General features: G+C 40.6%; 16 protein-coding genes. 13 read left to right on the forward strand and 3 right to left on the reverse strand.

The genetic code is table 11. From position 1 onward, the window contains the following. Positions 1–432 precede the first annotated feature (432 nt). The 7 genes from recA to ACIQXU_RS16110 all read left to right on the forward strand — a co-directional run bounded on the left by recA (position 433) and on the right by ACIQXU_RS16110 (position 8662). Entirely contained in the window at positions 433–1476 is a 1044-nt protein-coding gene (gene recA / locus ACIQXU_RS16080; protein ID WP_402868461.1) for a recombinase RecA, read from the forward strand. A gap of 342 nt (positions 1477–1818) precedes the next feature. Then, positions 1819–3378 carry a ribonuclease Y gene (gene rny, locus ACIQXU_RS16085; protein ID WP_402868463.1) on the forward strand — a complete coding sequence of 520 codons (1560 nt, stop codon included), beginning with the start codon at positions 1819–1821 and terminating at the stop codon, positions 3376–3378. Between the two features lie 127 nt (positions 3379–3505). Next, positions 3506–4303, forward strand: coding sequence for a TIGR00282 family metallophosphoesterase (locus ACIQXU_RS16090; protein ID WP_402956361.1), 798 nt, complete (start codon positions 3506–3508; stop codon positions 4301–4303). Between the two features lie 247 nt (positions 4304–4550). After that, on the forward strand, positions 4551–4811 hold the full coding sequence (gene spoVS, locus ACIQXU_RS16095; protein ID WP_191095538.1) for a stage V sporulation protein SpoVS: 261 nt from the start codon (positions 4551–4553) through the stop codon (positions 4809–4811). A gap of 90 nt (positions 4812–4901) precedes the next feature. Then, entirely contained in the window at positions 4902–5819 is a 918-nt protein-coding gene (locus tag ACIQXU_RS16100) for a dipeptidase (protein WP_402990797.1), read from the forward strand. A 232-nt stretch (positions 5820–6051) separates the two neighbouring features. Continuing rightward, positions 6052–7809: a 2-oxoacid:acceptor oxidoreductase subunit alpha gene (locus tag ACIQXU_RS16105; protein WP_402956365.1), complete on the forward strand. Its 1758-nt coding sequence runs from the start codon at positions 6052–6054 to the stop codon at positions 7807–7809. Continuing rightward, the gene (locus ACIQXU_RS16110; protein ID WP_402868470.1) at positions 7796–8662 is read left to right on the forward strand and encodes a 2-oxoacid:ferredoxin oxidoreductase subunit beta; all 867 of its coding nucleotides are present in this window, start codon (positions 7796–7798) and stop codon (positions 8660–8662) included. The genes ACIQXU_RS16105 and ACIQXU_RS16110 overlap by 14 nt, the downstream gene beginning before the upstream one ends. An 80-nt stretch (positions 8663–8742) precedes the next feature. On the opposite strand, the gene ACIQXU_RS16115 is transcribed toward ACIQXU_RS16110, so the two are convergent. Further along, on the reverse strand, positions 8743–8949 hold the full coding sequence (locus ACIQXU_RS16115) for a hypothetical protein (protein ID WP_402990800.1): 207 nt from the start codon (positions 8947–8949) through the stop codon (positions 8743–8745). 507 nt (positions 8950–9456) lie between these two features. On the opposite strand from ACIQXU_RS16115, the gene miaB reads away from it, so the two are divergent. The 6 genes from miaB to ACIQXU_RS16145 all read left to right on the forward strand — a co-directional run bounded on the left by miaB (position 9457) and on the right by ACIQXU_RS16145 (position 17614). Continuing rightward, entirely contained in the window at positions 9457–11001 is a 1545-nt protein-coding gene (miaB, locus tag ACIQXU_RS16120; protein ID WP_402990802.1) for a tRNA (N6-isopentenyl adenosine(37)-C2)-methylthiotransferase MiaB, read from the forward strand. A gap of 1 nt (position 11002) precedes the next feature. Next, complete coding sequence (locus ACIQXU_RS16125) at positions 11003–11431, forward strand: YlbF/YmcA family competence regulator (protein WP_402868476.1); 429 nt, start codon at positions 11003–11005, stop codon at positions 11429–11431. Positions 11432–11644: 213 nt separating this feature from the next. Beyond that, complete coding sequence (locus ACIQXU_RS16130; protein ID WP_402868478.1) at positions 11645–12184, forward strand: outer spore coat protein CotE; 540 nt, start codon at positions 11645–11647, stop codon at positions 12182–12184. Positions 12185–12445: 261 nt separating this feature from the next. Further along, positions 12446–15085 (forward strand): DNA mismatch repair protein MutS, encoded by a 2640-nt coding sequence (mutS, locus tag ACIQXU_RS16135; protein ID WP_402990805.1) that lies wholly within the window; start codon positions 12446–12448, stop codon positions 15083–15085. Between the two features lie 23 nt (positions 15086–15108). Next, positions 15109–17058 carry a DNA mismatch repair endonuclease MutL gene (mutL, locus tag ACIQXU_RS16140; protein ID WP_402990808.1) on the forward strand — a complete coding sequence of 650 codons (1950 nt, stop codon included), beginning with the start codon at positions 15109–15111 and terminating at the stop codon, positions 17056–17058. Positions 17059–17149: 91 nt separating this feature from the next. Continuing rightward, positions 17150–17614, forward strand: coding sequence for a GNAT family N-acetyltransferase (locus ACIQXU_RS16145; RefSeq protein WP_402956377.1), 465 nt, complete (start codon positions 17150–17152; stop codon positions 17612–17614). 112 nt (positions 17615–17726) lie between these two features. On the opposite strand, the gene ACIQXU_RS16150 is transcribed toward ACIQXU_RS16145, so the two are convergent. Next, entirely contained in the window at positions 17727–17945 is a 219-nt protein-coding gene (locus ACIQXU_RS16150; protein WP_402990811.1) for a DUF3006 domain-containing protein, read from the reverse strand. After that, entirely contained in the window at positions 17946–18785 is an 840-nt protein-coding gene (locus tag ACIQXU_RS16155) for a ComEC/Rec2 family competence protein (protein ID WP_402990814.1), read from the reverse strand. It lies immediately after the preceding gene. Between the last annotated feature and the right edge of the window lie 51 nt (positions 18786–18836).

Here is an 18836-nt window from a genome sequence, read left to right on the forward strand (position 1 = left end):
GAGACCCAAGCTCTTAATCTTGAGCAAAATTCCAAGAAAATATCAAAAGGGATTCGGAATGAAACCATTCCGAACCCCTTTTGTCTACAAACTGAGCAGAGCTCAAAAGGCTCTGTTTTTTATGTCTTAGAAGTTTTCATTTTGTCGAATTAGGGAAAAGAAGAAAACAGTTTATTCAATAAAAAGGCATTTTATTAGCGGATATCTTATAGAAAAAGATAAAATCACGTAGACAAAATACTTTTTCATGAAGATTTAACCAAAAGAAAAAAACGAATGAATGTTCGACTTTTTGCTTGGCAAAATAGCAAAAAGAGTATATAGTTAAGATAGATTTTGAGACAAGATATTGACCTTGTCCTCAAAGAATGGCTAACGTAAGAACATCTTTAATCGGACTGCCGATTATTTGAATATAGAGGAGGAACTTAAGTGAGTAGTGATCGTCAAGCGGCTTTAGATATGGCGTTAAAACAAATTGAGAAACAATTTGGTAAAGGTTCTGTAATGAAACTTGGAGAACAGTCCGATCGAAGAATCTCAACGATTTCGAGTGGGTCTCTAGCGTTGGATGTAGCATTGGGAGTAGGTGGCTATCCGAGAGGCCGTGTCATTGAGATATACGGACCGGAGAGTTCAGGTAAAACGACTGTTGCCTTGCATGCAATAGCAGAGGTGCAAAAGACTGGCGGAACAGCTGCATTTATTGATGCTGAGCATGCCTTGGATCCAGCATATTCTGAAAAACTTGGCGTGAATATTGATGAATTGTTGCTTTCACAGCCTGATACTGGTGAACAAGCCCTTGAGATTGCGGAAGCGTTAGTGAGAAGTGGTGCGGTGGATATTATTGTTATCGACTCCGTAGCAGCACTTGTTCCTAAAGCGGAAATCGAAGGAGAAATGGGAGATTCCCATATGGGTCTTCAAGCCCGTATGATGTCACAGGCTCTTAGAAAACTTTCTGGTGCTATCAATAAATCAAATACCATTGCGATTTTCATTAACCAGATTCGTGAAAAGATCGGGATTATGTTTGGGAATCCAGAAACGACTCCGGGTGGTCGTGCCTTGAAGTTCTATTCGACTGTTCGTCTTGAAGTGCGTCGTGCTGAACAATTAAAACAAGGTAATGAAATCGTTGGTAATAAAACAAAGATTAAAGTCGTTAAAAATAAAGTAGCTCCACCTTTCCGTCAAGCGGAAGTCGATATCATGTATGGTCAGGGAATCTCACAGGAAGGCGAAATCATTGATATGGGTGCAGACCTGGATATCGTCCTAAAAAGTGGTTCGTGGTATTCATACAATGATGAGCGTGTGGGACAAGGTAGGGAAAATGCGAAATTGTTCTTGAAAGAAAATCAGGACATCGCTAAGGAAATCTCACAAAAAATCAGGGACCATTATAATCTAGATGGAGAGTTTGAGCTCCCGAAAGAGGCTGAAGAGGAGCATCTTGAACTACTTGATTGATGGTAGGAAAGGACCTAAGCTAATTATGCTTAGGCCTTTTCTATATTCCTTAAGATCGTTGAAATGGAAAAATTGCAAAAATTAAAGCGGTTTTGCAGCCCTCAATTATGTTAAACTGATACATAATTGCTATGCATAGTAATAAAACGAGAATAAACCTTGATACATAAGGGACAAAGGCTTGACAATAAAAATTCTCAACTATACAATTAATATGTATATTTTACAATTTTTCAAACTAAAATTTTGAAAATTAAGAGCTGTATATTGAATTTATGTGCAATGTACTTGCCGACAGTTCAACATTTTATGTAAAAGTTCATAGCAAGGGGAGGTGAAACGATGGAACCCATGACAATCATCTTCACTTTGCTTGGCCTAATCGTCGGTGCAGTTGTTGGTTATTTTATTCACAAATCAAAATTTGAGAGTAAAATAGCAGGGGCAAAGGGCTCTGCTGAACATATCCTTGAGGATGCAAAACGTGAAGCGGAAGCGCTTAAAAAAGAAGCCTTGTTGGAAGCAAAAGATGAAATTCACAAGGTTCGTTCTGAGTCCGATCGGGAATCCCGTGAAAGAAGGAACGAATTACAAAAACAAGAAAATCGATTATTGCAAAGAGAAGAGAATCTTGATCGGAAGGATGAAACGTTGGATAAACGTGAAAGCCTTTTAGAGAGAAAAGAGGAGTCTCTTAACCAAAGACAACAGCATATTGAAGAGATGGAAAGCAAAGTGGACGAGACGGTACGTAAGCAACAAACGGAGCTTGAACGTGTCTCTGGTTTGACTCGTGAAGAAGCTAAATCGATCATTATAGATCGAACAGAAAATGAGCTTGCTCATGATGTAGCAGTTATGATTAAAGAAAGTGATACCCGCGCCAAAGAAGAAGCTGATAAAAAGGCGAAAGAAGTCTTATCTCTAGCCATTCAGCGTTGTGCGGCTGATCATGTTGCAGAAACCACCGTTTCTGTAGTGAATCTTCCAAATGATGAAATGAAGGGACGGATAATCGGACGTGAGGGCCGAAATATCCGAACACTCGAAACGCTAACGGGTATTGATCTTATCATTGATGATACTCCTGAGGCAGTCATCCTATCTGGATTTGATCCAATTCGACGGGAAACAGCACGTTTGGCTCTTGAAAAACTAGTTCAGGACGGACGGATTCATCCGGCTCGTATTGAAGAAATGGTTGATAAGGCAAGACGTGAGGTAGATGAACATATTCGTGAAATTGGTGAACAAACAACTTTCGAAGTGGGTGTTCACGGGCTTCATCCAGATCTTATCAAGATTCTTGGTCGTTTGAAGTTCCGTACAAGCTATGGTCAAAACGTACTGAAACATTCTATTGAAGTGGCCCAACTTTCAGGATTATTGGCAGCTGAGCTTGGTGAGGACGAAGTACTTGCCCGCCGTGCCGGTTTATTACATGATATTGGGAAAGCAATTGACCACGAAGTGGAAGGTAGTCACGTTGAAATCGGCGTTGAATTAGCGACTAAGTATAAGGAACATCCAACTGTCATCAACAGCATCGCTTCACATCATGGTGACACAGAGCCAACATCCATTATTTCGGTGCTTGTAGCGGCCGCTGATGCCTTATCAGCTGCAAGACCAGGTGCACGAAGTGAAACGCTGGAAAATTACATTAGAAGACTTGAAAAACTTGAAGAGATATCCGAATCCTATGATGGAGTGGAAAAATCCTTCGCGATTCAAGCCGGACGTGAAGTGCGGATTCTAGTGAAACCAGAACAAATAGATGATCTTTCGGCTCATAAACTTGCTCGTGACATCCGGAAACGGATTGAAGAAGAGCTTGATTACCCAGGTCATATAAAAGTAACAGTAATCCGTGAAACAAGAGCGGTAGAATATGCCAAATGATTTGGCTTGGAAAACGAAGTGGTGAAAACCACTTCGTTTTCATTTTTTGTATGAACTTTTTTGAGGATGTCTGTGCATTCAACAGTTATACCAAACAAGTGAAATGTATATAGGAAAGGGTTTTAGTATGAGATTGTTATTTATAGGAGATGTAGTGGGGGCACCGGGCCGTGGTATGGTTAAAGAATACCTCCCAAGACTTAAAGAAAAATATCAGCCGCACATCACGGTAATAAATGGTGAAAATGCTGCAGGAGGCCGAGGAATTACAGAAAAGATTTACCGCAGTTTTCTGGAGTGGGGCGCGCAGGCCGTAACAATGGGAAATCATACGTGGGATAATCGAGATATTTTTTCGTTTATTGATGAAGCGGAATATCTTGTTCGTCCAGCCAACTTTCCCATGGGTGCCCCGGGTGAGGGTCTGAAGTATATAGCGCTAGATCAACAGGAAGTCGCTATCATCAATCTACAGGCCCGGACATTCATGCCAGCATTGGATTGTCCTTTCCGAAAAGCGGAAGAGCTCGTTCTGGAAGCCCAAAAAAGGACACCTATCATTTTTGTCGACTTCCATGGTGAAGCTACAAGTGAAAAACAGGCGATGGGCTGGTACCTTGATGGGAAGGTGACTGCGGTGGTAGGCACACATACACATGTCCAAACAGCTGATAACCGGGTTTTACCACAAGGTACAGCTTATGTATCGGACGTAGGGATGACAGGGCCTTATGACGGCATTCTGGGAATGGATAGAGAGGCTGTTATCCATAAGTTCTTGACGAGCCTCCCTGTGCGATTTGAAGTACCTAAAGCTGGCCGTTCTTTATTAAGTGCTGTATTAATAGATATTGATGAAAAGTCAGGCAAGGCGGTAAACATTGAGCGAATACTGATAAACGAAGATAACCCGTTTTATAACTAACTTAAATGGACATCAGTCGTGGCTGATTGTCCATTTTTCTTTATAATAGCTACGTGATTTTTACGAGAAAGATTCAATGAGGGAAAAAGTTAAGTAAGGTCTCCTAATAGGGAATCTAAAATCTGTTGTTGGACAATCCTGGTTTTCTTTGTCATACAAGTTTTACTAGCTGAATATAGTAGCAGTGGAAAGTGTTATAACTATTGAGCCAAGTTATAATCGGCAGGGAAAACAAGGAGGACTAGGAATGGAAATATTAAAGGTTTCAGCAAAATCTAATCCTAATTCTGTAGCAGGCGCACTGGCGGGGGTTCTCAGAGAAAGAGGGACCGCAGAAATTCAAGCAATTGGTGCAGGTGCGTTAAATCAAGCCGTTAAGGCAGTAGCAATCGCAAGAGGATTTGTCGCACCTAGTGGAGTCGACTTGATTTGTATTCCTGCCTTTACGGATATTCTCATTGATGGCGAAGAGCGTACGGCAATTAAGCTAATCGTTGAACCAAGATAAATTCATAAGTTTATGCCTGTTTGTCGGATGGCGAGCAGGTTATTTTTTGTATGTGACGAATAAGAAAGGTAGAGAAGGGGGATTGGATGGGTGATTTTTGATGCGCATTGTGATGTTTTGATGAAATTGTTTATAGATCCGGATATTTCCTTTGTGGACAGCGATAAGTTACATATTACAAAGCGTGAACTTATGGATTCAGGTGGAAAGGTCCAATGCTTTGCGATATACATTCCTGAACAAGTCCACTCGGATATGAGATTTCAGGCTGCCTTGGCGATGGTGGAAATTTTTCACAAAAAAGTCCTGGCTGAACCTGAAATAAAATTTATAAGGTCGAAGAAAGATATCGATTCACTGGGGGAAAAAGAGATAGGAGCTTTGCTGACATTAGAAGGCTGTGATTGCATCGGGGATGATGTATTAAAGATGAAAACCCTCCTTCAGTTGGGGGTTACTTCGGTAGGATTAACATGGAATTATGCCAATCTGGTAGCCGACGGAGTTTTAGAAAAAAGAGGAGGCGGGCTAACGCGATTTGGAACGGATGTGGTGGGATTATTGAATGTGCAGTCGATATGGTGCGATCTTTCCCACCTATCGGAATCTGGGTTTTGGGACACCATAGAAATAGCAGACTTTCCGATTGCTTCCCATTCGAACGCCTATCGTTTATGCCCACATCCAAGGAATCTGAAAGACAGCCAAATAAAGGCTCTCCTAAAAAAGAATGGGACTATTGGGGTGACATTTGTTCCTCAATTTTTATCACAAGGTAAATCCGCGTCCATAAAAGACGTTATCAATCATATTGAACATATTTGTAGTTTAGGTGGAGAAAAACAAATTGGTTTTGGATCGGATTTCGATGGCATAGAAGAGATGGTCGATGACTTGGTCTCTTATAGCAATTACCAAAATTTAATTGATGAACTTGATAGGCTCTATTCCACAGAATTCGTAAAAGGCATTCTTTTTGAAAATTTCGTTCGTCATTATCCTCGATAAAAAAGGAGAGGGCGAAATGGTGTTTTTATTCTGATTTTGTAGATAGAATTGAATATTCTGAAAATATAAAAAATAAAAGCAAAAAGGTTGCAATTTATGTATTTAACCGATAGAATTGAAAGCGTTTAGTACACCTTTTCTGTCATAGAACGATTATTTACATATTGAACGTTCTGAAGAGAGGTACAGGTAAATAGCAGTTATATACGAACGTTCTAAAGGAGTGTAAGACATGATCAATCAACTTTCATGGAAAGTTGGCGGACAACAAGGTGAAGGTATTGAAAGTACAGGAGAAATATTCTGTATTGCCCTCAATCGCTTAGGTTATTACTTGTATGGCTACCGTCATTTCTCATCTCGAATAAAGGGAGGACACACGAATAATAAGATTCGTGTAAGTACTTCTGAAACTCGTGCTATCTCAGATGATTTAGACATCTTAGTTGCTTTCGATCAAGAAACAATAGACGTCAATTATAAAGAACTACACGAAGGCGGCATCATTATCGCTGATGCAAAATTTAAACCTGTCTGCCCTGAAGATACAAAGGCAGAGTTATATATAGTCCCATTTACGGAAATCGCATCTGAATTGGGTACTTCTTTAATGAAAAACATGGTGGCAATCGGAGCTACCTGTGCTGTACTTGGCATGGAAATCTCCGTGTTCAATGATGTTGTTGATGAAATCTTCGGCCGTAAAGGTGAAGAAATCGTTAAAAAGAACATGGATGCGATTACTGCTGGTTATAAAGCCATGGAAGTATTGCTTGGTGAAAAAGTGGGCGCTATGGAACTTGAAAAAGCGGATGGTCAAAAACGTTTATTCATGATTGGTAACGACGCAATCGCACTAGGTGCAGTTGCCGGTGGATGTCGATTTATGGCTGCTTATCCGATTACGCCAGCCTCGGAAATCATGGAGTATTTAATCAAGAAACTGCCTAAAGTGGGTGGTACCGTCATTCAGACGGAAGACGAAATCGCTGCAGCTACGATGGCAATCGGGGCTAACTACGGTGGTGTTCGTGCTATTACAGCTTCTGCCGGACCAGGTCTTTCATTGAAAATGGAAGCAATCGGTTTAGCGGGAATCACAGAAACTCCGATTGTTATTGTAGATACACAACGTGGCGGTCCTTCTACCGGACTTCCAACGAAACAAGAACAATCTGACTTAATGGCGATGATTTATGGGACGCACGGAGAAATACCGAAAATCGTCATGGCCCCAAGTACGGTTGAGGAAGCCTTTTATGATACGGCTGAAGCCTTCAATCTTGCTGAGGAATACCAATGTCCGGTTATCATTTTATCCGATTTACAGCTATCATTGGGTAAGCAGACCGTGCAACCGCTAGATTACAGTAAAGTGGAAATCAGACGTGGTAAACTTTTGGACACGGAAATAGAAGGCCCTCAAGAAAAAACATATTTCAAGCGCTATGAAGTAACAGAAGATGGAGTTTCTCCTCGTGTCGTTCCAGGCATGAAAAACGGAATTCACCATGTTACGGGTGTAGAGCATGATGAAACAGGGAAGCCTTCTGAATCAGCTGCAAATCGTGTAGCACAAATGGATAAGAGGATGCGTAAGCTTAGCAATTTAGCGAACACATTCAATACACCCGTTTACAAAAATGCACCACACGCAGAGGCTGACTTGTTAATCCTAGGGTTTAACTCTACCCGGGGAACGATAGATGAAGCTATCGGCCGTTTGGAAACGGATGGAATAAAAGTGAATCATGCGCAAGTTCGTTTGATTCATCCATTCCCTGCTGATGAAGTTCTTTCTTTAGTGCAATCAGCTAAGAAAGTAGTAGTAATTGAAAATAATGCGACTGGACAATTGGCTAATATTATCAAGATGAATGTCGGGCATGTAAATAAAATTAAAAGCATCCTAAAATATGACGGCAACCCATTCCTCCCGCATGAAATTCACACACAATGCAAGGAGATGTTCGAATATGGCAACATTTAAAGAATTTCGAAATGATGTAAAACCTAATTGGTGTCCTGGTTGTGGGGATTTCTCCGTTCAGGCTGCCATGCAGCGTGCAGCAGCCAACGTAGGCTTAGAACCGGAAAACTTAGCTGTGGTTTCTGGAATCGGCTGTTCAGGTCGGATTTCAGGCTACATCAAATCTTATGGTTTCCATGGCATTCATGGTCGTTCGCTACCGATTGCCCAAGGATTGAAAATGGCTAACCGCGAGTTGACCGTTATAGCTTCCGGTGGTGACGGAGATGGTTTTGCAATCGGGATGGGACATACCATTCATGCCATTCGTCGTAATATCGATATTACGTATATTGTCATGGATAACCAAATTTATGGTTTAACAAAAGGACAGACTTCCCCACGTTCAGCTGCTGGGTTTAAAACAAAATCCACGCCTGAAGGATCAATTGAGAGGGCTGTCTCTCCGATGGAATTAGCTTTATCGGCTGGTGCTACTTTTGTCGCCCAAAGCTTTTCGACGGATTTAAAAGACTTAACTGCAATCATTGAAGCAGGAATCAATCATAAAGGATTCTCCTTTATTAATGTTTTCTCTCCATGCGTAACGTATAACAAAATCAATACCTATGATTGGTTCAAACAAAATCTAACAAAATTAAGCATGATTGAAGGATATGATTCTACAAATAAAGAACAAGCCATGCAAACGTTGATGAAGCATGACAGTCTTGTGACTGGGATCATTTATCAAGATTCTTCACGTTCTTCTTATCAAGAATTAATTCCAGGTTATGCAGAAGAAGCATTGAATAAGTCTGATTTAACTCTAGATCAAGCTCATTTTGATAAACTTGTTGAAGAATTTATGTAAGGATGAAAAGGTTCACCCCAAATTTGGGGTGAACCTTTTTTGTGGTTAATAACCAAGCGTTCTAATGAGGAGACAGCACGCTAGAAGATGGTGCTACCTAAATAGTAGGGCTTAGAAGAAACCGTTATTGCATCCGCAGCGGTTTCCTCGGTTACAGCATCCGAAAGAGAAGAAATTACAACGATTTCTTCTACAACAACAGTTGTTGTTATTGTTGTTATTGTTGTTATGATGATGGTGGTGGTGATGGTGATTGTTGTTGTCGTTGTGGCGGTCGTCGCGGTCATTGTCGCGTCTTTGACAACCCCTCACCGCACGACAGAAATCTCTTTCGATTCTGCTATTATCGTCGTTATTACGATGATGATCGTGATTATTATTGTTATTTCCAGAACATGACATATAAGTCACTCCTTAAATTGTTTTTGTTGTACGAGATATCTTATTCAAGAGCGGACAGGATGTTATAGGACTATGTCCTATATAATGAAAATGTACGATAGACCTAGACTGTCGATAGTAGTGAAAAAGTTTTGGGTAATAAATTCAGGGTTTATCTTTATTATTTTATTACCTTTTTTGTGAATTTTTTCTAACAAGTGCTTAAGGAGCGACAGAATGATTGTTTCTTCCAGGTAAAAGCTTTATACTATGTTAATGTGGATATATCACACTTAAAAGCAAATATTTACTGGTAATTTTAAAGGTGAATTGGACAAAAATCATTGTAAATATGATGGGTCTGGAAATAGTTAGGATGATAAATAAACTAACTATTTTGAAAGGAGATTAACATGAACGAGAAACAAAGATTAGAATTACAACAAGTACAGAATGAAAATCCAGCGGACAAAAAATCCGAAAAGGATTACAGTAAGTACTTTCAGGCAGTCTATATCCCGCCTTCCTTGAAGGATGCTAAAAAACGAGGAAAAGAAAATGTAGAATACCATGATGACTTTGCTATTCCTGAACAATTCCGAGGAATGGGAGAAGGTAAGAAATTTCTTATTCGTACATACGGTTGCCAAATGAATGAGCACGATACTGAAGTCATGGCGGGTATCTTTACGGCACTCGGATATCAACCGACCACTACAGTCGACGATGCGAATGTCATTTTACTGAACACTTGCGCAATAAGGGAAAATGCAGAGAATAAAGTATTCGGGGAACTAGGGCATTTAAAATCACTTAAATTGGAAAAACCAGATTTGCTTTTGGGCGTCTGCGGCTGTATGTCCCAGGAAGAATCGGTCGTTAAAAGAATTCTTGAGAAACATCATTTTGTCGATATGATCTTTGGTACACATAACATCCACCGACTACCACAAATCCTAAATGAGGCGTATCTTTCAAAAGAGATGGTCATTGAAGTTTGGTCCAAAGAAGGGGATGTAATCGAAAATCTTCCTAAAGTACGTAAAGGGAAAACAAAAGCATGGGTCAATATTATGTACGGCTGTGATAAATTCTGTACGTATTGCATCGTGCCTTTTACACGAGGTAAAGAAAGGAGTCGCCGTCCCGAAGACATCATTCAGGAAGTTCGTCATCTTGCAGCACAGGGCTACAAGGAAGTCACCCTCCTCGGTCAAAATGTGAATGCATATGGGAAAGACTTTACAGACATGGAGTATCGCCTTGGTGACTTGATGGATGAAATCCGTAAAATAGATATCCCGCGGATTCGCTTTACTACTAGTCATCCCCGGGACTTCGATGATCATTTGATTGAAGTTCTTGCTAAAGGCGGTAACCTAGTGGATCATATCCATCTTCCTGTTCAATCGGGAAGTACGGAAACGCTTAAAATCATGGCGCGTAAATATACGCGTGAACAATATTTAGAGCTTGTTAGAAAAATTAGGGAAGCAATTCCGAGTGCATCTTTAACGACGGATATTATTGTCGGTTATCCAAATGAAACGGAAGAACATTTCGAGGAAACGATGTCTTTATACCGGGAAGTTGGATTTGATGCTGCTTATACGTATATTTACTCTCCACGAGAAGGAACGCCTGCAGCAAAAATGCAGGATAATGTCCCGATGGAAGTGAAAAAAGAACGTCTGCAACGCTTGAATGCCCTTGTGAACGAAACATGTGCCCTGAAAATGAAAGAGTACAATGGGCAAATTGTAGAAGTTCTCGTGGAAGGTGAAAGTAAGAAAAATCCAGATGTATTAGCAGGGTATACTACGAAAAATAAGCTAGTGAACTTCAAAGGACCAAAGTCCGCGATTGGCCAAATCGTCAAGGTGAAAATCACCGACACGAAAACATGGTCATTGAATGGGGATATGGTTGAAGAAGCGACAGCGATAGAGGTGGAGTAAAATGACAAAATATACAAAAGACGATATCTTAACAAAAGCGGCAGAGCTAGCTGAAATGATTGCCAGCACGGAAGAAGTGGATTTCTTTAAACGGGCTGAGGCTCATATTAATGAAAATCAAAAAATCCGTGAAATGATTGCCAGTATCAAAAGCTTACAAAAACAAGCTGTGAACTTCCAACATTATGGAAAAGAAAAAGCATACGGGCAAGTTCAGGCAAAAATCGATGCCCTTGAAAAGCAGTTAGATGAGCTTCCAATCGTCCAGGAGTTCAAGCAATCCCAAGTCGATGTCAACGACCTTCTTCAAATGGTTTCTTCGCAAGTATCCAATAAGGTGACGGATTTGATAATTGAATCAACTGAAGGTGATATCCTTCGTGGTGAGACAGGATCAAAGGTACAGGCTGGTGGCGGAGGTTGTTCATAATATTTTCGGAAAGCCCTTCTGGATGCAGAAGGGCTTTTTTATGTTTCAAAAACCCTTATACAGCGCCCATTCGTGACACATATCCCAAAACTGGTGCATAAAATAACCTAGATTTAAACATTACAGCAGTTTTCAGATATTAAAAATTCTACGCACACTAGACTTTTACCACGCATAGGATGAATGGAAACTGTATGAGGAGGGTTCGCTAGCATGTCACAATATAGAGAGATAATAACTAAAGCGGTGGTGGCCAAGGGACGTAAATTCACAAAGTCCTCACACACCATTTGCCCGGCTCATCATCCTTCTAGCATTCTAGGTTGTTGGATCATCAACCATAAATACGATGCCAAGAAAGTCGGCAAAAAGGTAGAAATTCACGGCAGCTACGAAATCAACGTTTGGTATTCATATAACCATAATTCAAAGACGGAAGTTGTCACTGAAAAAGTACAATATACCGACGTGATTTCGCTAAAATACCGTGATCCAGATTGTCATGATGACCATGAAATCGTAGCACAAGCTGTCCAACAGCCGAATTGTTTAGAAGCATCCATCTCCCCATGTGGACAAAAGATCATTGTTCATGTGGAAAGAGAATTCTTTGTGGAGGTCGTTGGCGAAACGAAAATTTGCGTCGCTGTAAGCCCAGATGGCCGCTGTGAAGATGACTGGGGCTCAGATTTTGATGATGATGAGTTCGAAGATTTAGATCCGGATTTCCTTGATGAATTCGAAGATGAGTAAAATACTTTAATATAGTCAATACCGGATGACATTCCCTTCATCCGGTCTTATTTACGTTAAAAGAAGGGCAGGCCAAATTAGTAGAGTATTTTATTACCCGCATAAGCTCCTCGGCGTCCTAAATCCCCTTATAAAAAGGAAAAAAACAGTGTATTATGCATGTTTTCTTGTAATAGCGAATACAGGAAAGGTGCTATCCCGTATGGTATAATAAATGACATATATAAATAACAGATTATAGTTTGGAAAGGTTTTGAAAGAATGGCTGGATATACACCAATGATTCAACAATATTTAAAAATCAAGGCAGAGTATCAGGATGCCTTTTTATTTTTCCGTTTAGGGGATTTTTATGAAATGTTTTTTGAGGATGCATTGAATGCCTCACAGGAACTGGAGATTACATTAACGAGCCGGGAGGGTGGCACGGAAAATCGAATTCCCATGTGTGGCATTCCCTATCACTCGGCTCCCAATTATATTGATATTTTGATAGAAAAAGGCTTTAAGGTAGCCATTTGTGAACAGACAGAGGATCCTAAACAAGCAAAAGGGGTCGTCCGCCGGGAAGTTGTCCAGCTGATTACACCGGGAACCAAAATGGATAGTAAGGGACTTCGGGAAAAAGAAAATAATTACATTGCATCCATCACGTCCTTTACAGATGGGCAATTCGGTTTTGCTTACAACGATTTGTCGACAGGTGAAAACAAGGTCACGTTGATTGAAAGTTTTGAAGAGGTATTGAATGAGTTTGCAAACCTTGGTGCCAGCGAAGTTGTCATTGCAACGGATTTTAACGATGAATGGAAAAAGCAATTGCAGGAACGGGGTGCCGCAGCACTTTCCCTTGAGGATAACTTAGAGCAAAGTGAGTCGTTCGTTTCTTTGTTTCGACTGTTGAAAGAAGATAAGCAAGCTCAAACGACTGCGCGTTTATTGAATTATTTATACCGAACCCAAAAAAGAAGCCTAGATCACCTGCAGCCAGTATTTGCATATGAAACGTCCCATTATATGAAAATCGACTATTATAGCAAGCGTAATTTGGAGTTGACGGAAACCATCCGTTCCAAAGGAAAAAAAGGGTCGTTATTATGGCTTTTGGATGAGACGAAGACAGCGATGGGAGGCAGGATGCTTAAGCAATGGATTGATCGTCCACTCATCAATCGACTGCAAATCGAACGTAGACAAAACCTTGTGGAAATATTGAAGGATCACTACTTCGAACGTCAAGATTTGCGCGAGCGCTTGAAGGAAGTATATGATTTAGAGCGTCTTGCGGGCAGGGTGGCGTTTGGAAATGTCAATGCACGTGATTTAATTCAATTGAAACGTTCACTCCAACAAGTACCCATCATTCGTGAAATCGTCCAATCCTTGGGCTCCAATGGCGATATAACAGCTCTCGCCGAAAAGCTGGATCCCTGTGAGGAAGTGACCGATTTACTTGAAACGGCATTAGTGGAAAATCCACCGTTATCCGTTAAGGAAGGGAACATTATCCAAGATGGTTTCCACTCGGAACTGGATACATATCGAGATGCCAGCCGAAACGGAAAAACGTGGATCGCTCAGCTGGAACGGGAGGAACGGGAACGTACCGGAATACGATCATTGAAAATCGGCTATAACCGAGTATTTGGTTATTATATTGAAGTGACTCGCGCCAATTTGCATTTACTTGAAGAGGGACGGTATGAACGGAAGCAAACCTTGACCAATGCTGAAAGATATATCACACCTGAACTAAAAGAAAAGGAAGCCTTGATTTTACAAGCCGAAGAGAAAAGCATCGGTCTTGAATATGATCTGTTCCTCAGCCTCCGTGAACAGGTGAAAAGCTATATCCCACGTTTACAAGAGCTTGCTAAAGGCATCAGTGAACTTGATGTTCTCCAATGCTTTGCAACGATCAGTGAAGAGCGTCATTATGTAAAGCCGGTCTTTTCTGAAAATCGTAAAATAGCCTTACAGGAAGGACGCCACCCTGTTGTCGAAAAAGTACTGCATTCTCAAGAGTATGTTCCAAATGACTGTTTTATGGATAGCGACCGTGAGCTACTTTTGATTACAGGACCTAATATGTCGGGTAAAAGTACGTATATGCGTCAGATTGCGTTGACATCCATTTTGGCCCAAATCGGTTGTTTTGTATCGGCGACCTCAGCGGAACTGCCGATTTTCGATAAAGTGTTCACTCGAATTGGTGCAGCGGATGATCTCATTTCGGGGCAAAGTACTTTCATGGTCGAGATGCTCGAAGCAAAAAATGCCATCATGAATGCTACGGAAAACAGCTTGATTTTATTCGATGAAATCGGACGAGGAACTTCCACTTACGATGGTATGGCGTTAGCGCAGGCAATCATTGAATATATTCATGGAGAAATCGGTGCAAAGACACTCTTTTCTACACATTATCATGAATTGACCGTGCTATCAGAGGAACTTCCTAAACTGAAAAATATCCACGTAAGTGCAATCGAACAGAATGGGAATGTCGTTTTCCTTCATAAAATAAAAGAGGGACCAGCCGATAAAAGTTATGGTATTCATGTTGCCAAGCTTGCCAACCTTCCAAAACAGTTAATTGACCGGGCAGCTGCCATTTTAGCGCAACTTGAAAGTGATAATGAACAAGTGACGCAAACACCTTCACAGTCAGCTGTTGTAGTAGATATAGATGTTCCTAAAGGATCTGAAGAAAAGGATGGTACGGTTGTAAATGAAGCGTCGCAACTTTCCTTTTTCGGAGAAGAAGTTCCAAGGGAAAAAACCAGTTCATCAGCTAAGGAAAAAAAAGTGCTTGATGATATCAAATCGCTCGATATCCTAGAAATGACACCACTGGATGCGATGAATATACTCTATAAATTGCATAAGAAATTGAAATAAATAATTGAAGCGAGGCGATAAAAGTGGGGAAAATCATACAGCTCGACGAGTCTTTATCGAATAAAATAGCAGCTGGCGAAGTGGTTGAACGTCCTGCCTCAGTCGTGAAGGAGCTAGTGGAGAACGCCATAGATGCCAACAGTACCATCATTGAAATTGAATTGGTGGAGGCCGGTCTTGGGTCCATCAGGATCATAGACAATGGAGATGGTATGACGGCCGACGATGTAGAAGCGGCGTTTAAACGTCATGCCACAAGTAAAATAAAAGATGAAAATGACTTGTTTCGGATTCGGACGCTCGGGTTCCGTGGTGAAGCCATGCCAAGTATCGCATCAGTTTCCCATTTTGAAATGAAAAGCAGCACGGGAGAGGGATCAGGAACCCGAATTCTGCTTGAAGGGGGAATCATTCGTGAATTGGAGGCTTCATCAAGCCGAAAAGGAACGGACATCACGGTCTCCGAGCTTTTCTATAATACACCGGCACGATTGAAGTATTTAAAAACGATTCATACGGAGCTAGGAAACATTACGGATGTCACGAACAGGCTGGCTTTGTCACACCCTGACGTTTCGATACGCCTTACGCATAATGAGAAGCGTATTTTGCATACGAATGGTAATGGAGATGTCCGGCAAGTACTGGCCGCAATATACGGAATGAATATCGCCAAAAAGATGATTCCGATAGAGACGAGGTCTTTGGACTTCACTATAACCGGATATATCGTAATGCCCGAGGTCACCCGTGCCTCCAGAAATTACATTTCGACGATGATTAACGGTAGATTTATAAAAAACTATGTTCTTGTTAAGGCAATCCTGGAGGGATACCACACACTCCTTCCTATTGGACGTTTCCCAATTGCTTTGTTGAATATTGAAATGGATCCAATCTTGGTCGATGTTAATGTACATCCGTCCAAATTAGAGGTGCGACTTAGTAAGGAACAAGAGTTATATGCCTTAGTATCGGAAACGATTAAATCAGCTTTCAAGAAACTTTCCTTGATTCCAAGCGGTTTCACGCCGTCACAAAAGAAAGAGGAGCCTAAAAGCGAGCAGACGTCTCTCAGCTTAGACCATGTCGTAGAAAGAGGAAGGCAAGTTCTTGAAGAAGCAAAAAAAGAAGCATCCCTGCTAAAAAATACCTTGATACGAGAAAAGCAACAGCAAGAAGTTCCAGTGGAATCTATCGATGATAACCAGGATATTGATACCATGCATGAATTAATATATAGCAGTGAAGATGGAATGCAAATGGGAGAGGCCTCTATCCCTGTCATACCTCCAGAAGAAAAAAGGTCCTTGTTCGAATCCGCTGAAGGGTATACAACATATACAGTCGAAGAGGATGAGGAAGAAATAGAGGAGGAAGATGCTTTAAGCCGCATACCTCCTATGTATCCAATTGGACAAATGCATGGCACCTATATTTTCGCCCAAAACGAAAAAGGTTTGTATATCATCGATCAGCATGCTGCACAGGAACGGATTAAATATGAATATTTCAAAGAAAAGGTTGGTCGTGTCGAAAATGAGCTACAGGATATGCTCGTTCCAATCACGTTAGAATTTTCGACCGATCAATCAATTCGAATCAATGAATACAAGGATGAGCTAGAAAAGGTCGGCGTCTTTTTAGAGGAATTCGGTTACAATTCCTTTATCGTCCGGTCCCATCCACAATGGTTCCCTAAAGGAATTGAACAGGAAATCCTTGAAGACATGATTGAACAATTATTGTCGATGAAAAAGGTGGACATAAAAAAACTGCGTGAAGCGGCGGCCATCATGATGAGCTGCAAAGCCTCCATTAAAGCCAACCGCCACCTCCGTAACGATGAAATACAAGCTCTTCTTGATGAATTAAGGCGAACAACCGATCCATTCACCTGTCCGCATGGAAGACCCATCATCATCTCCTATTCAATTTACGAAATGGAAAAGATGTTTAAAAGGGTGATGTGAAAATGAAAAGAGAACCCCTTGTTATTAAGGGGTTCTCTTTGGGATAGGTACCAACATAATACGTAATATGTATGCTAAGGGAGGAGTTTCTTTGCATTTTGAACCGATTGATGTAACGAAGCATAGAACATTCATTATTCGATTTCGTAGGGACTCTTTCATCATAAGCTTTGGTTCTGATAAGGATCTTGGAAACGTAGAGGAATATCTGGATTGGGTAAAAATAAAATCGAACCGATATCCAGGTGGATTTGTCTTGGTTATGGAAGATGATGTGCCCATCGGTCAACTTGAACTTACAATTAAAGAATATAAGGGTAGTAAAGTAGGCTACGTAAATCTTTATTATCTCATTCCTGAAAAACGTGGAATGGGGTTAGGGAAGGAACTTCACCGATATGCTCTTCATTTCTTTAAAAAATATGGGGTAAAGGAATATCATCTACGCGTTTCTCCTACTAATAGAAACGCATTGTCTTTTTATCGTAAAAATGGAATGCAGGAAGTAGGGTTTGAATTAGAGGGAAAAGTGATAAGAATGAAAGGGAACGTGTAAGTTAAAAAATATACCTCCAGGGTAAGTTCATGTTTCTCAGCTAGTTCATTATTATTAAGGTAAAAGATGTAGAAAAAATCCCCTTCTCATTTTGAGAAGGGGATAGTCGTAGTCAATCTTCAAACAACTCATCCATCAAGTCATCAATTTCTTTTTTTAACTTTCTTGTTCCTTCTTTGGAGACAGTAATTGTATCACCATCGATAATCAGCATATCTCCGACCTTGGCCCCTTTTGGAAGGGAGCTTTGCGGAAAATCCTTCATATCGCCACCATCGATTTCCACGACAGCTATTTTACCTTCAAAGCGATCAATTATTCCTTGCTTCATTTATTTCACCGTCTTTACAGTAAGTTTCGTACCTGTAGAAGTAAAAATAATGTTTCCAGATTTGTCTGTACGATAGATTTTAGCTTTTATGGAATTCAAGCGTTTTACAACGGTAGAAGTAGGATGCCCATAGCTATTTTTTCCTACACTTATTATAGCGTATTTTGGTTTTGCTTTCTTAATAAAAGCTGAACTAGAAGATGTTTTTGCCCCGTGGTGCCCAACTTTAAGGACATCCACGCTTGGTACTACCTTTTTGGCAAGCATGTCTTTTTCGGATTTTTCTTCAGCATCGCCAGTGAACAAGAACGATTTTTTATTGTGTTTAAGTAAAAGGACGGCACTCCAGTTATTTAAGTCCGTCTTATAGTCCTTGACTGGAGCAAGGAATTTCAATGACGTATTCTTTGCCTTCGTCGTGATAACTATCCCGGTCTTGGCTTTCTTGATTTTTAGCCCTTTTTTCTTAACCGCTTTTAAAAAGTCTGTGTAAGCTTGTGTGCTATGAGCAACTTTCGGTGCGTACACAGCTTTGACTTTCAGATTATTGATTACATAGGCCAGTCCACCGATATGATCGGCATCCGGATGCGTCGAGACAACCGCATTCAACGTTTTTACCTTTTGTTTTTTCAGATAGGCAACGACATCATCGCCTTTTCCTTTTCCACCAGCATCAATTAAAATGTTTTCATTACCGGTTTGAATCAGGATGGAATCGCCTTGGCCCACATTGATAAAGTGTACCTTCACATTGGAAGCAGCAGCTTCAGTTGACTGGATTCCAGTAAATAAAGTTAAACATAGAACAGCCACTAATATTACTTTAAGTTTTTTCATCATTATATCACCCTAGCATATCTTATCATGGTTATTAAGAGAAAAGTGAGA

Origin of the sequence: Peribacillus sp. NPDC097284 (assembly GCF_044761765.1) — a bacterium.
Classification (GTDB): domain Bacteria; phylum Bacillota; class Bacilli; order Bacillales; family DSM-1321; genus Peribacillus.